At 59.0% G+C, this 15,075-nt stretch carries 8 protein-coding genes; 1 reads left to right on the top strand and 7 read right to left on the bottom strand.

The genetic code is table 11. The features are described 5' to 3' along the window. From AB5Y48_RS14820 to AB5Y48_RS14790, 7 genes are all read right to left on the bottom strand, one after another. Positions 1-1,101 (bottom strand): retention module-containing protein (locus tag AB5Y48_RS14820; protein ID WP_368164940.1); only part of this gene is annotated, 1,101 nt, incomplete at its 3' end. 233 nt (positions 1,102-1,334) lie between these two features. Then, the gene (locus tag AB5Y48_RS14815) at positions 1,335-3,257 is read right to left on the bottom strand and encodes an EAL domain-containing protein (protein ID WP_050665790.1); all 1,923 of its coding nucleotides are present in this window, start codon (positions 3,255-3,257) and stop codon (positions 1,335-1,337) included. Between the two features lie 28 nt (positions 3,258-3,285). Then, positions 3,286-3,987 carry a transglutaminase-like cysteine peptidase gene (locus tag AB5Y48_RS14810; RefSeq protein WP_050665789.1) on the bottom strand — a complete coding sequence of 234 codons (702 nt, stop codon included), beginning with the start codon at positions 3,985-3,987 and terminating at the stop codon, positions 3,286-3,288. Positions 3,988-4,042: 55 nt separating this feature from the next. After that, positions 4,043-5,368 carry a TolC family outer membrane protein gene (locus AB5Y48_RS14805; protein ID WP_050665788.1) on the bottom strand — a complete coding sequence of 442 codons (1,326 nt, stop codon included), beginning with the start codon at positions 5,366-5,368 and terminating at the stop codon, positions 4,043-4,045. Positions 5,369-5,399: 31 nt separating this feature from the next. Beyond that, on the bottom strand, positions 5,400-6,794 hold the full coding sequence (locus tag AB5Y48_RS14800) for an HlyD family type I secretion periplasmic adaptor subunit (protein WP_050665787.1): 1,395 nt from the start codon (positions 6,792-6,794) through the stop codon (positions 5,400-5,402). Then, complete coding sequence (locus AB5Y48_RS14795) at positions 6,787-8,937, bottom strand: type I secretion system permease/ATPase (protein ID WP_368164937.1); 2,151 nt, start codon at positions 8,935-8,937, stop codon at positions 6,787-6,789. The genes AB5Y48_RS14800 and AB5Y48_RS14795 overlap by 8 nt, the downstream gene beginning before the upstream one ends. Before the next feature lie 121 nt (positions 8,938-9,058). Continuing rightward, on the bottom strand, positions 9,059-10,003 hold the full coding sequence (locus AB5Y48_RS14790) for a TIGR01212 family radical SAM protein (protein ID WP_224159749.1): 945 nt from the start codon (positions 10,001-10,003) through the stop codon (positions 9,059-9,061). Positions 10,004-10,615: 612 nt separating this feature from the next. Between AB5Y48_RS14790 and gltB the strand changes: the two genes are divergently transcribed. Then, the gene (gene gltB, locus AB5Y48_RS14785) at positions 10,616-15,073 is read left to right on the top strand and encodes a glutamate synthase large subunit (protein WP_050665784.1); all 4,458 of its coding nucleotides are present in this window, start codon (positions 10,616-10,618) and stop codon (positions 15,071-15,073) included. Positions 15,074-15,075 lie beyond the last annotated feature (2 nt).

The following is a 15,075-nucleotide window of genomic DNA, read 5'->3' as shown; positions in this document are numbered from 1 at the left end:
CCCCGTCGCCGGGTCGAAGCTGATGGCCGTCACCGTCAGGCTGTTGCCCAGCCCACTCGGGATGACCACCGGGGTCGCCACCGCCACACCGGCGGTGATAAGCGACACGCCGCCCACGCTCAGGGTCTGCACCCCGTCGAGAGCACTAAAGGTAAAGATGCCACTTTGCGTCAGTGCGGCGGGGTTGGGTGACGATCCCTCGGGCACATTGGCATCGCTGACGGTGACTTCCCCTTGCGCCAGATCCAACCCACTCAGTTCAACAGGAGAATCCACCACAGTAATGGCAATATTGAGGGTAGAGGTCACCTCATCCTGACCGTCAAAGACGACATAGGTTACCGAAGGCACAGCCCCGTCATAGTTGGGCTCGGGGGTAAAGGTGAAGGAGCCGTCTGGATTGAGGATCAGAGTCCCGATACCGGTCAGGGTCGAAGCGACTCCAGGGGGAACATTTTCGTTGATACCCCAGCTGTAACTCACCACAGACGCATCAGCCGGGCCATCGGGGTTGGTCGTATTGGCCAACACATTGCCATCGACACTACCACCCTCAATGACGGTTACCGACTCATCGGCATCGGCCAGCTCATTGGTCAGCAGGGTCGCCTCTGTCTGGGTCGGCTCTATGGTGCCGGTAGTGGAGTAAGTGGTATCAAAGCCCGCCTCGGCAAGAGTGGCATCACCGGTTCGGTCGACCACGATAAATCCACCGTTACCACTCCCACCGTCAACGCCTCCAATCCCCCCACCGGCAGCAGGAGCCCCACCAGCCGCAGTCGCTTCAAAGGCCTGGGTCGGGTCAGCACCTTGCAAAATGGCTTGCTGCAGTGCGTTGACATCATTGCCCCCCGCAGAATTTTGTGACGTCGGGGCTGTGGCCGCCGTGGCCGGTAACTCGTCGGGATTAGGCTGGGGAGCCGGCGCATCCTGAACCGCGGCAAACGAGAGCCGGGCCTGGTCATCGATCTGAATAGTGGTGCCAGCCTTGAGGAGGTCCCCCTTCTGGATCTCGCGTCCCTGCACATTTCCTTGAAGGATCCAGGCCTTACCTTCGATCGCACTCACTGTGACCGCAGTGTCAATTTTTTGGGTACGCACGGTAGACTCTCCTATGTCACGCCCATGGCTACTCTAAACAGTAGGTGGGAACCCCCTTGGCAACCTTTGCAAAAAGTGGTGGTAACCCCCTCAGACACTCCGCTTTTACAGAAACGTTTTTAAGACGATACAGATCAGTAACTTATTTATCACTAACATTCTCCACTCCTCAGGAGACAGAGAATCTGGAAATAAAAAAAGCGCCTTTCGGCGCTTTTTATAACCACAAAATATTAAATACTCTGGGCCGGATGAACAAAACCCTGATACCCATCGATATGTAGCCGTGACAGGGCCTTTACCTGCTCCTCGTTTTCGACTCGCGTCGCTATGGTCATGATGCCGGCATTGTGAGCCGTACGGCATACCGCCGAGAGGAATGCCGTGTCGGCACCGGCTTCCAGCACTTGACTGGTATAACCGTGATCGACCTTCACATAGGATGGTTGCAGCGTCTCCAGATAGCCCAGAGACTGGAAATGGCGCCCAAAGTGATCGACCCCCCAAGCATACCCCTGCTCACGGACCACCATGATAAAGTTGGCCACTTCGTCCCTATGTTTCATGATCGCCCCCTCGGGGATCTCGAAGAAGAGCCTTCCCTTCAGACTGGGATGGCTCGCCAGAAACTCCTTGAGCCAGGCGGCAAAATCATTGGAGCAGAGTGAACCGGCCATGATATTGACCGCAATGCTCATCGTCGGTTGAGCCACCATCAACGGAGCCAGGCTCTCGAGCACGGCACGATCAAATATCGCCCCCATCTGGAACTGTTCAATCGCCGGCATAAACTGTCCCGCAAAATAGTCGGTGCCATCACGGTGAATACTGGCAAACAACTCGGCATGGATGACAGACTGATCGTCGAAGCGGCAAGCGGGCTGTGCCTTGAAGCGCAGCAGGTGAGATCTGATGGCATCTTGCACCAGATCACGCCACGCCAGACGTCCCATCAGTTCGCCCTGCCCATGCCCTTCCATCACAATGGCTCCACGGCGGGCATTGCGAGCCTGACTCAACGCATTGTCGGCCTTGGTCAGCAGTGCAGAGAGATCTTCGTCATGTTCACGCATCACAGCACCCACGACCGAGATGGCACGACTCTCATCGTTCGGATTCACCACAAGATCGGCAATTCGCTCGTTGATCTGTTCGGCCAGGGAACGCAGTTGCTCCTTGTCTGAGGTCGGATAGAGCACCGCGTATTCGGTTGCCGAGATACGGGCAATGGCGCAGTCATCACGCCCCTGCAGCAACTCGCGCAGACAAGCCGCTATGGACTTGACCATGTTGTCACGGGCCGCATAACCTTCGTCACGGTAGATGTCATCGAGTACATCGACGGCCACCAGGAGTACCCCCCCCATCCCCCCTTCGGCGATCCAGGCGTTGATCTGGCCGACGAAATAAGCCCGGTTCCCCAAACCGGAGACGGCATCTTTATAGACTCGTTCACGCAGCATTTCGGCCTCATCGGCCTGCTCTTTAAACTGCATTGCCAACTTGCTGGCAAGAGTATTGATGGCCTGAACGACCTGACGGAGCTCGTAGGTCTTGGGCAGCGGTATGGTATGGCCGAAGTGATGCTGTTCAATTTCGACCGCCTCCTCACAGATCTGCTGAAGGGGGCGCAGCAGATAGTGAAGGGCTCTCATCAGTAGCAGCACTGTGATAAGAAAACCGATTAAAAACCAGGAGGCCAGTTCACTCATGCCCCCCCACAACTCGTAATAGGCTTGACCCGGGTGACCAACGATTTTGAGCTGTCCCAGCTGCAACCAACCCGAGGTAAGGGTTGATTCGTAAGAGACCTCGGGAAACAGATCCAGAGCAATAAACCAATCGGGAACACCCTTTATCCGGGTGGTATTCTCACGCTCAATCACACTGTTCGACGCCAACAGGTCGAGCCGCACCTGACGGTAATAGCCACCGTCAAAGACGGCATTGATCACCGACTCGGCACCGACCTTGTCCCCGGTCTCGAGATAAGGCGTCAGTGCCAACCCCAACGAGGTAGCCGTGTTGATGACGGTGGTCTCTTGCTGCTGCGCCAGATAGCTGCGTGTCGAGTTGAACTGCACCCAGTAGGAAACCAGGAAAAGGAGCCCGAACAGCAGCACCATGGTGGCGAGTAATTGTCTGTAGAGGGTCATAGACTATGCATCCAACTCCATGAATTTATTATTCCAGCCTCATCTTGGGCTGGGCCAGCTTGCCTGATGTCATTCGGCTGCGAAGATCGTTCCATAATCCAAGGCGCGATGAGTTACCGGCCAGTTCACCCTGACCACGCGCCTTCATTAGCCATAGATGGCTACCGTTAAAACTGAATACAGGCGCCAGATCGGTGCGTCTGGTCGCAGGGCGGATATCGGGGATGAGGTTGTCGAGAATAAGCGGTACCGCCCCCGGGGTTTCGTAGTAGGCCACGACCATATGGAACTGGTTGTAACGGAGAGCCTTGACATAGACCATCCGCATTTTTTCGTCCGGGATCCCGAGCTCGAGCAAGGTAAAATATTTGGAGATACTGAAATCTTCACAATCTCCGCCCGCAGCTCCCAAAAATTCCAACGGTGTCGCCCAGTAGTCATTGCGGCGCCACAGTTTTATATCGTCAATAAAACGCATCTGGTTAAAGAAGTTATTGACCCGTTCGAGCCTCTGCCTCTCGCTCCAGTTTGCTCCCTTCCCCTCCATGGCCAGCAACCGCCAGGCAGCCACTCGTTTACCGGCCCTGGCCCCATAGGTTTGCTCGGCACGGGTGACCAGTCGCTGATCATCGGCATCGAGCCGGCCATCAGCCGGTACCAGAAGGGGGATAAAGAGCAGCAGTAGCCATGCCCGCCATCGGCGCATCAGGGTGAGGGATTGAAATCGCATACCCGTAACGCTCATGCATGCAGACGAAGGGGGCAGTTAACTGCCCCCAAATAGATCACTTTGCACCCTGCCATTGGGCCGGAAGCTTGTAGTGAAAACCGTCAAGCAACTGACCCATGGCGTTGAGCACCCGGTAATCTGCCAGCAAGGCATCATACTCGGCAGTGATATAGCTCTTGCGAGCCTCAAACAGTTCGTTCTCGGTGTTGAGCACGTCGAGCAAGGTGCGCTGCCCCAGACCAAATTGCTTCTTGTAAGCCTGCACCGTCTCGTAGCTTGCATCCACGTGCTGCTGAATGAACTCTTTTTGTTTGGTCAGCGACTCACGGGCATTCCAGGCCAGACGAGTCCCCTCTTCCACCTGACGGAAAGCGTTCAGGTGAATATCCTTGGCCTGGGAGTAAAGGGCCGAGGTCGCCTTGGTTTGTGCCATATCGGCACCACCACGGAAGAGGTTGTAACGCATCCGCACCATGGCCGTCAGCTCATCGCTGCGCCCGTTGAGGCCGCCGGTGTCTTCATTCCAGGTCTGGTCGACCTCAAAGGTCACCTTGGGATAGAAGTTGGCCTTGGCCCCTTCGTTTTGGTACTTGGCCGCCTCAACATCTTGCAGGGAGGAGAGCAGTGTCGGGTGCAACTCGGTAGCAACCTTGAGAGCATCATTCACTGACCCCGGCATCTTGGTGGCATCCGGTACCGGTGCAACCAGATCCTTGGGCATGCCGTTGACCACTCGAACAAACTCGGTCTGGGCATCCTGATAGTTGTTCTCCGCCGCGGCCATGTTGGCGTAGGCCCTGGCGACACGACCCTCGATCTGGGTCTGGTCGGCCGTCGACCCAAGCCCGGAATCGGTACGCTTGGTGATGTCCCCCTTGATCTGCTCGTGTACCTCGAGGTTACGACGAGAGAGCTCCAGGATCTCCTGCTGACGCAGGACGTTGAGATAGACCTCTGCGGTGCGCAGGGCCGTATTCTCGGCTTCAGAGATCATCGCCAGGCGCTGGGCGTTGGCCTCTGCCTCGGTGCGGGAGACATTGTTGCTGGTATCAAAACCATCGAAAATCATCTGCCGCAGGCTCAGCCCTGCCTCTTTACGGGTCTGGGTCGGATCCACATTGGGATTACCCGCGCCGGTTCGGGTTGTGTTGTTATCGACATCACTGTAACCAACACCCCCCGTCAGATCGACGGTTGGGTAATACCCGGCCTTGGCTCCATCATGCTGATACATCCGTGCCTGATAGAGGTCAAACGCCTCTTTAATCTTGGGATGGGTCGCCAGCGCCTGAGCTACAGCCTCTTCCAGGCTCTGGGCGTGCAAGGAGGCCGGTGCCAGCACCAGACCACTCACCATCGCCGCTATCACTGTTGTTTTCATATTTTCTCCAGTCGTCCTTAAATACTACTGGCTATCGTTCTCTCAGTGCCGTCTGCTTCGCTCTCAATATGGGTTTGAGCAGATATTCGAGGACACTCTTTTTACCAGTGATGATATCCGCACTGGCTAACATACCGGGGATGATGGGAAGTGCGTTTTGCTCATCGCCCAAGTAACTCTTGTTGGTCCGCACGCGGACCAGATAGAAGGTATTACCCTCATCGTCCTGAATCGAGTCGGCGCTGATCTGTTCGACCTTACCCTTGAGGCCACCATAGATGGTGAAATCATAGGCGGTAAACTTGACCACAGCATCCAGACCAGGACGGATAAACGCTATATCTTTGGGGGATATTTTAGCCTCGACCAACAGGGTATCCTCCAGGGGGACTATCTCCATCATATCCATCCCTGGCTGGATAACACCACCCACGGTGTTGATCTTGATGGCTTTGACCGTCCCCTTGACCGGCGCCAGCACGACGGTACGGTCAACCCTGTCACGAAGTCCGACCTGCCCCTCGGCGACCTGGCTCAACTTGGCCTGCTGCTGGTTGAGTTCGGTCTGGGCATCGGCACGGTATTTCAGGCCGATATCGTTACGCTTGAGGATGGCTTCGCGCAGCTCGGAGCCCGATTTCGGGACCAGCAGCCGGGTCGACTCCAGCTCACCCTGCATCTCGTTGACCTGGCGCTCGAGCTTGATGAGCTCGACTTGGGGCACTATCCCCTCTTTGGCCAGGGGGCGGCTGATATTGAGCTCCTGTCGAGCGAGATCCACACTGCGCGAGAGCGTCTTGATCTTGGCGTTAAGCTCGACGATCTGCTGCTCTTTCTGCTCTATCTGCTGGCCCAGTATGTAGAGCTGGTTGGAGAGGTTGTTCAGACGCTCATCCCGTGCCGAGGTTTGCCGGACGGCTCGCTCGGGGAAGACCTTCTCATACCCCTCGGGAAACTCGATGGGGACAGGCTCCACCTTGACCTGCTCCCGCCACGGGACATCGGCTCCCTTGTTTACCTTGACGCTGGCGATCTCGGCCTTAAGCCTTGCCACATCCCCCTTGAGGGTGACCACCTCCTGCTCCCGCTCGCGAAAATCGGAGCGAAAACGGGTGTCATCGATGCGCAGAAGCGGCTGCCCCTTCTCGACGACCTGCCCCTCCTTGACCAGGATCTCCTTGACGATGCCCCCCTCCAGGTTCTGAATCACCTGCAGTTGCATCGACGGGATCACCTTGCCCTGGCCGACAGTGACTTCATCCAGCGTGGCCCAGGCAGCCCATACCAGCGCCACCGTGAAGAAGGCAAACGAGGCCCACAGCAGGATCCGGGCCCTGGTTGGCGTATTGAGCAAGACGGCGGCCGCGCTGTCATCCACATAGTCGAGATGCTCCGCAGGGGGCAGCATGGGATCGAATTTACTCATTGCCCACCTCCCGGACCCGGACCTTACCTTCCCGCAACTGCTGCAGCACCAGATCTCTGGGGCCATCTGCCACTATATGTCCCTGCTCCATGACGATGATCCGATTGGCCACATCCAGCATGGAGGTCTTGTGGGTGATCAGCACCATGGTCGTGTCGGGTCCGAGTCGGGCCAGCTCCTGTTTTATCTGCAGCTCGGAGCGGTTGTCCATGTTCGAGGTCGGTTCATCGAGCACCAGGATAGGAGGGTCATTGAGCAAGGAGCGAGCCAGAACGATCGCCTGACGCTGCCCGCCGGAAAGCTGACGCCCCCCTTCACCGATCTGCTTGTCGAGACCATTCGGATCCTGGTTGGTGAAGTGGGTAACACCGGCCCGCTTGGCGGCGCGCAGCACCTGTTGATCATCCACCAGGGGGTTACCCAGCATGATGTTGTCACGCACCGAGCCAAAGAAGAGGGTCACATCCTGGGGCACGCAGCCGATATTGCGGCGAATCACGGACGGGGGGATCTGATCGAGATCGTAACCATCGAGGCGAACGGCCCCCTCGGTGGGACGATAGAGTCCCATCAGCAGCTTCTCCAGAGTGGTCTTGCCTGCCCCAATCCGCCCAATGATGGCGACCTTCTCACCGGGCTGGATACGCAGGTTAATGTGATGCAGTGTGCTGGTCTCCATTCCCGGGTACTTGAACGAGACGTTCTCGAACTCGATGCGCCCCTCCACCACCGGATGATGCACGTATTGTTTGCCCTCTTCCTGCTCGTCGGGAGAGGCCATGATCTTTTCCAGGATCTCGAGGGCCGACTTGGCCTGGTTGTAACGGGTCGAGAGCACCGACAGCTGAACCATGGGCGCAATGGCGCGGCTGGCCAGCATCACGGCGGCGATCATGCCCCCCATGGTGACATTGCCATCGGCGATCTGGTAAACACCCAGGATCACCAGGGCAACGGTGACCATCTGCTGGATATAACTGGCCAGGGAAGACATGGAGTTGGTGATGCGTCGGGTCTGTACACCCCAGGTAGAGATGTGGGCGACCGCCTGCTCCCAGCGGTACTGGAACAGGCTCTGAGCCCCGAAGATCTTGACCGTCTCAAGCCCCGCAATACTCTCGATAAGGTTGGCATTCTTCTGGGAGGCCAGTCGTGACCCCTCTTCGATGCTGCGCTTGAGCGGCCCCTGGATATAGAAGCTGTAGATAGCCAGCACCAACATGGCGACGACGGGCACGACCACCATGACACCGGCGAAGATCCAGATGACAAAGAGAAAGAGTAACGCGAAGGGAAGATCGATCAGGGTCGAGACGGTGGCAGAGGTAAAGAACTCGCGAATCGACTCAAACTCCTGAAGATGCTTGGCAAAGGCGCCGGTTGAGGCGGGCCTGGCCTCCATTCTCATCCCCATCACCTTGGAGAAGATCTTGGCCGAGAGCAGCATGTCCGACTTCTTGCCGGCCACATCGATAAAGTAGCTGCGCAGCTGGCGCATCACGAAGTCGAAGGTAAAGACGATGGCCGCCCCCACCGCCAGCACCCAGAGGGAATCGAAGGCGAGGTTGGGCACAATCTTGTCGTAGACGTTCATGGTGAACAGGGGGCTGGCCACCGCGAAGAGGTTGATGAGGACAGAGGCGATCAGCACATCCCGATAGATACCGCGAGACTCGAGCAGTGTCCCCCAAAACCAGTGGCCATGGCGCGTCTCCAGCACCTTGGGGGAGCGCTCATCGAAACGAAACTGCTTCTTGACGAAAAACAGCTGCCCCGTGTACTGGTCCTCGATCTGGGAGCAGGGAATGCGGGCCTCGGCATCCCCGGCCTGGGGGAAGATCACCTTGGCCTCCCCCAGGTCAGGGTGCCACTCCAGCAGGATGCAGGCTCCCCCGTTGCGCATCAGCAAAACACAGGGAAGCAGAAGGGGAGAGAGCTGGGCAAGGGGCTGCACCGTCTGACGCGCGGAGAGGCCTGCCCGCTCTGCGGCACGAGGGAAGAGGGAAGGGCTAAGACGACCCGACGGCAGCGGTAACCCGGTTACCAGCGCATCCCGGCTGTTGGGTACCCCATAGAAACGGGTCAGAAAGACCAGCGCCTCCAACAGCTCATCCATTTGCTCGGCTGCGGCTTGCGTCACCATGTATCACCTGCGATTTATTTTTATACGACACGCCCCACCGCCCAACCAGACGACAGACTCGGCGAATCAGTCTAACAGGCTGAACAGGGAACAATCTATAAGAGTGTGTTTTTAATATACTTTACAATAACCCATCCAAGGCCATCGCGGGAGTGAAAGGTCGCCCCATCCCACTGCCCTGCGGCCCTTCTTGCGCCAGTGCCGAGGCGATGGCCGTCATGGGCCCCCAACGATTCTCGCACCACTGGGGAGCCAGCAGCGTGGGCTTGCGCGCCGAGGCCGATACCCTGTGATAGACCACCTCGGGAGGGGTGTGGCGAATCATGGCCACTGCCGCCTCGACATACTCTTCCTGGCTCAGCACCTCCAACCGCCCCGCCTGCCACGCCTTGCCCAGGGTGCTGCCTGCGACCACATGCAGAGGATGCAGCTTGATGCCGGACACCCCCTGCTCTACCACCCTCTCGAGGGTCACCAGGCTGTCCATGGGTCGCTCTCCGGGCAGACCGACAATCAGGTGGGCGCACACCTTGATGCCCCGCTCATGGGCGCGGCGCACCGTGTTGACATAGGCGGCGAAGTCATGGCCCCGGTTGATGCGCCTGAGGGTCGCATCATGAGCGCTCTGCAACCCCAGCTCCAGCCAGATCTCGTAACCCTGAGCCTGGTAACCGGCCAGCAAGTCGAGCACCGCATCCGGCACACAATCGGGTCGGGTGCCCACACACAGACCCGCCATGTCGGCAGAGGTCAGCGCCTCTTCATACATGGTGCGCAAATATTCGACCTCGGCATAGGTGCTGGTATAGGCCTGGAAATAGGCGAGATAGCGTTTGGCCCGGGTCACTTCGTCACGCCGGGCGGCGAGCTGCTGCACGATGGAGAGATGTTGCGCCTCCTCGTCGGCAAAGGAGGCCACGTTGCAGAAGGTACAACCCCCACGACCCAGGGTGCCATCCCGGTTGGGGCAGGTAAATGAACCGTGCAGGGTCAGTTTGTGGATCTTCTGGCCGTAACGACGCTTGAGATCCTGCCCCAGTGTATTGACCAGTTGATGTAGCTCCATCGCCCCTCCTCGCTGCGTAAGGGGCGCATTCTATCGATTGAGGGGGTTCGACATGTGAGCTGGATCAAACAGGAGCCATTCCCTTTGGCGCCCAAGGCTCCTTGAGTGACATAAATAAAATGGAGAGTCATAAATACAGCATAAAAAGTCACATGGACACACTGGCAGGACTTTTTTGAACCCTTGTCGGAAATGAGCGAACCAATCACAACCATATGTTTTATTTAATATTTAAACGAATATTCGGTTTTTCTGATTAGGCAATGCCCTGCTCCGCAAAGTGTGATCCAGTGCGCGAGGAATCGGTTTTGCTTTGTAATTTTACTACAACGCCATTCTCCCCTACTCTCTGCGTTAAAATCGTGATGAAACAGAATTAAAAACCATGCAGCATCGTAGGCACCAGACAAGCCAATATTAAACCCCATTAAACCGCCACAATTCGGCATTTTGTTATATGAATGTAAATTCAAAAAGTGCCCCTCCCTTCAATTGACCTTGCCCAAAAATCCCTTTAGTTTGAAGGTTCGCCACCTCAGGCAGACGGAACCACAAGAGCCATTCGCATTTTATGCAGTTTGCGAAACAAGGCCGCGCAAGGGAGAAGATGCAATGTCACTATATGATCCAAAGCTGGAGCGGGATAACTGTGGCTTCGGCCTGATGGCCCACATGGAAGGGGAAGCCAGCCACAAGCTTGTCCGTCTCGCGATGTCAGCATTGGCTCGCATGCAGCACAGAGGCGGGATCTCCGCCGATGGCAAGACCGGCGACGGCTGCGGCCTGTTGCTGCAAAAACCCGATAGCTTCTTTCGTGCTATCGCCCAGGAGCAGGGTTGGCACCTGGGCCGCAAATACGCAGTCGGGATGCTGTTTCTGAATCCGGATCCCGTATTGGCGCAGCAAACCCGCGCCCTTATCGAGGAAGAGCTCGAAAAAGAGACCCTGAGCGTAGTCGGCTGGCGCAAGGTGCCTATCGATACCAACGTGCTGGGCCCCATCGCCAAGGCCTCGCTGCCGAGCATCGAGCAGGTCTTCGTCAACGCCCCCCCGGGCTGGGTGATGAAGGATCTCGAGCGCCGCCTCTATATCGTGCGCCGCCGCATCGAAAAACGCGTGCAAGACGACTACTTCTACGTGGTCAGCCTCTCCAACCTGGTCACCGTCTACAAGGGCCTCTGTATGCCCGTGGATCTGCCGCGCTTCTATCTCGATCTCGGCGACATTCGCATGCAGTCGGCCATCTGCGTCTTCCACCAGCGCTTCTCCACCAACACCAGCCCGCGCTGGCCACTGGCCCAGCCATTTCGCTACCTCGCCCACAACGGCGAGATCAACACCATCAACGGTAACCGCCAGTGGGCCAAGGCCCGTGGCTACAAGTTTTCCACCCCGCTCATTCCGGATCTGCAGGACGCAGCGCCCTTCGTCAACACCACGGGGTCGGACTCCTCCAGCCTCGACAACATGCTGGATCTCTTCCTCGCCGGCGGTATGGATCTGTTTCGCGCCATGCGTCTGCTCATTCCGCCTGCGTGGCAGAAGCACCCGAACATGGACGAGGACCTGCGCGCCTTCTACGACTTCAACTCCATGCACATGGAGCCCTGGGACGGTCCGGCCGGCATCGTCATGACCGATGGCCGCTTCGCCGCCTGCGCACTGGATCGTAACGGTCTGCGTCCGGCTCGCTACGTGGTCACAAAAGACAAGTTCATCACCCTGGCCTCCGAAGTAGGGACCTGGGACTACACCCCCGACGAGGTGCTGGAGAAGGGGCGCGTCGGCCCGGGCGAGCTGTTCGTGGTCGACACCTACAACAGCAAGGTGTGGACCAGCTTCGAGATCGACGACGATCTCAAGAGTCGCCACACCTACAAGGAGTGGATGGACAAGCATTGCAAGCGCCTGATCCCGTTCGATCAGATGGACGACAGCAAGGCTGGCGTGCGTGAGTTGGACGACGACACCCTCAAGACCTACCAGAAGCTGTTTGGCTACTCTAACGAGGAGCTCGAGCAGGTGATCCGCGTGCTCGGTGAAAATGGTCAAGAGGCGGTGGGCTCCATGGGTGACGATACCCCCATGGCGGTACTCTCCGGCACCCAGCGTACCCTCTACGACTACTTCCGCCAGATGTTCGCCCAGGTGACCAACCCGCCCATCGACCCGCTGCGGGAAAACCACGTCATGTCCCTGGCCACCTGTATCGGGCGCGAGCAGAACGTCTTCAACGAGACCTTCGGCCACGCCCACCGGGTGCTGTTCCAGTCGCCGGTGCTGCTCTACTCCGACTTCCATCAACTGCTGGCCCTGGAAGGAGAGCACTACCGCCACCAGGTGATCAGCCTCAACTACCGACCCGAAGAGGGGCTGGAGGCGGCGATCAACCGCGTCTGCGAAGAGGCCAAGGCGGCCGCCCAGGCGGGTACCGTGCTGGTGATCCTCTCGGACCGGGATATCGCCCAGGATACCCTGCCGATCCCGGCCGCCATGGCGGTGGGTGCGGTGCAGCGCACCCTGGTCGACAACAACCTGCGCTGCGATGCCAACATATTGATAGAGACCGCCAGTGCCCGCGATCCGCACCACTTTGCGGTGCTGCTCGGCTTTGGCGCCACCGCCATCTACCCCTATCTCGCCTATGAGACCCTGGCCCAGCAGGTGGAGGATGGCATCCTCAAGATGAGCCTGCGCCAGGCCATGCAGAACTTCCGCAACGGCATCAACAAGGGGCTCTACAAGGTGATGTCCAAGATGGGGATCAGCACGGTGGCCAGCTATCGCTGCTCCCAGCTGTTCGAAGCCATCGGCCTCTCCGATGCGGTCGTCTCGCTCTGTTTCCGCGGCGTATCGAGCCGCATCCAGGGTGCCGACTTTGCCGATATCCAGCAGGATCAGCACAACCTGTCGCGCCACGCCTGGGTAGCCAGAAAGCCTCTCAAGCAGGGGGGCCTGCTCAAGTTTGTTCACGGCGGCGAATACCACACCTACAACCCGGATGTGGTGCGCACCCTGCAAGCGGCGGTGCGCTCGGGCAACTATGCCGACTACAAGGAGTACGCTCGCCTGGTCAACGAGCGCCCGGTCGCCACCCTGCGCGATCTGATGGTGCTGAAAGAGGGCCAGACACCTCTGCCCATCGAGCAGGTGGAGCCAGCCAGGGATCTGTTCCAGCGCTTCGACTCTGCCGCCATGTCCATCGGCGCCCTCGGCCCGGAAGCCCACGAGGCGCTGGCAGTGGCCATGAACCGCCTCGGCGGGCAGAGCAACTCGGGTGAAGGTGGCGAAGATCCGCGCCGCTTCGGCACCGAGAAAAACTCGCGTATCAAGCAGGTAGCCTCGGGGCGCTTCGGCGTCACCCCTCACTACCTGATGAACGCCGACGTGGTGCAGATAAAGGTGGCCCAAGGGGCCAAACCCGGCGAGGGTGGCCAGCTGCCCGGCGACAAGGTCACCGCCCAGATTGCCCAGCTGCGCTATTCCGTGCCGGGGGTGACCCTTATCTCGCCGCCGCCGCACCACGACATCTACTCCATCGAGGATCTCGCCCAGCTCATCTTCGACATCAAGCAGGTCAACCCGAGCTGCCTGGTGTCGGTGAAGCTGGTCTCCGAGCCCGGCGTCGGCACCATCGCCTGCGGCGTGGCCAAGGCCTATGCGGATCTCATCACCATCTCCGGCTATGACGGCGGCACCGGCGCCAGCCCCATCACCTCGGTCAAGTACGCCGGCTCCCCGTGGGAGCTGGGGCTGGCCGAGACCCAACAGGCCCTGGTTGCCAACGGCCTGCGCCACAAGGTGCGCCTGCAGGTGGACGGCGGTCTCAAGACCGGGCTCGACATCGTCAAGGCGGCCATCCTCGGCGCCGAGAGCTTCGGCTTTGGCACCGGCCCCATGGTGGCGCTCGGCTGTAAGTACCTGCGGATCTGTCACCTTAACAACTGCGCGACCGGGGTCGCCACCCAAGACGAGAAACTGCGCCGGGAGCACTTCATCGGCCTGCCCGAGATGGTGATGAACTACTTCAGCTTCATCGCCGAGGAGACCCGCGAGCTGATGGCTCAATTGGGGGTCGCCAAACTGACCGACCTCATCGGCCGCACCGAGCTGCTCGAGGTGCTGCCGGGCATCACAGCCCGCCAGGGCAAGCTGGATCTCTCCGGCATCCTGGCCAAACCGGTGGCGGTACCGGGCTCGGCCCTGTTCTGCCAACAGACCAACGACACCTTCGACAAGGGCCCCCTCAACTTGCAGATGGTCGAAGACCTGCTGTCGGCGGTCGAGACCAAATCGGGCGGCGAGTTCCGTTACGACATCCGCAACACCGACCGTTCGGTGGGAGCGCGCCTGTCGGGCGAGATAGCCAAGCGCCACGGTAACCAGGGGATGGCCGCGGCACCGGTCAAGGTGCACTTCAACGGCACAGCGGGTCAGAGCTTCGGGGTGTGGAACGCCGGAGGGCTCGAGCTGATCCTCACCGGCGATGCCAACGACTACGTGGGCAAGGGGATGACCGGCGGCAAGCTGGTGATCAAGCCCCATATTGGCGTCTCGTTCAAGTCTCATGAGGCCGCCATCATCGGCAACACCTGCCTCTACGGCGCCACCGGGGGCAAGCTCTATGCCGCCGGCACCGCCGGCGAGCGCTTTGCGGTGCGTAACTCCGGCGCCCTGGCAGTGGTCGAGGGGATCGGCGACAACGGCTGTGAGTACATGACCGGCGGCATCGTCACCGTGCTCGGCCAGACCGGCGTCAACTTCGCCGCTGGAATGACAGGGGGCTTTGCCTACGTGCTCGACGAGGATGGCGGCTTTACCAAGCGCACCAACCCCGAGCTGGTCGAGCTGCTGGAGGTGGCGGATCTGGCCATCCACCAGGAGCACCTGCGCGGCATCATCACCGCCCACCTCAACGAGACTGGCAGTGCGCGGGCCGAGGAGATCCTGGCCCATTTCGACGCCTATGTGCCCAAGTTCCGTCTGGTCAAACCCAAGTCGAGCGACGTCAAGTCGCTGCTGGGTCATACCAGTCGGTCGAGCGCAGAGCTCCGTGTTCAGGCCATGTAAGG

Origin of the sequence: Aeromonas sp. R6-2 (genome assembly GCF_040908155.1) — a bacterium.
Taxonomy (GTDB): Bacteria; Pseudomonadota; Gammaproteobacteria; order Enterobacterales; family Aeromonadaceae; genus Aeromonas; species Aeromonas schubertii.
The sequence above is the reverse complement of the archived record's forward strand: the minus strand, read 5'-3'. Positions and strand labels throughout refer to the sequence as shown.

Coding starts and splice junctions, on each gene's coding strand:
- AB5Y48_RS14815 (WP_050665790.1), bottom strand. CDS start 3,257: ATGACCCTCTACAGACAATTACTCGCCACCATGGTGCTGCTGTTCGGG.
- AB5Y48_RS14810 (WP_050665789.1), bottom strand. CDS start 3,987: ATGCGATTTCAATCCCTCACCCTGATGCGCCGATGGCGGGCATGGCTA.
- AB5Y48_RS14805 (WP_050665788.1), bottom strand. CDS start 5,368: ATGAAAACAACAGTGATAGCGGCGATGGTGAGTGGTCTGGTGCTGGCA.
- AB5Y48_RS14800 (WP_050665787.1), bottom strand. CDS start 6,794: ATGAGTAAATTCGATCCCATGCTGCCCCCTGCGGAGCATCTCGACTAT.
- AB5Y48_RS14795 (WP_368164937.1), bottom strand. CDS start 8,937: ATGGTGACGCAAGCCGCAGCCGAGCAAATGGATGAGCTGTTGGAGGCG.
- AB5Y48_RS14790 (WP_224159749.1), bottom strand. CDS start 10,003: ATGGAGCTACATCAACTGGTCAATACACTGGGGCAGGATCTCAAGCGT.
- gltB (WP_050665784.1), top strand. CDS start 10,616: ATGTCACTATATGATCCAAAGCTGGAGCGGGATAACTGTGGCTTCGGC.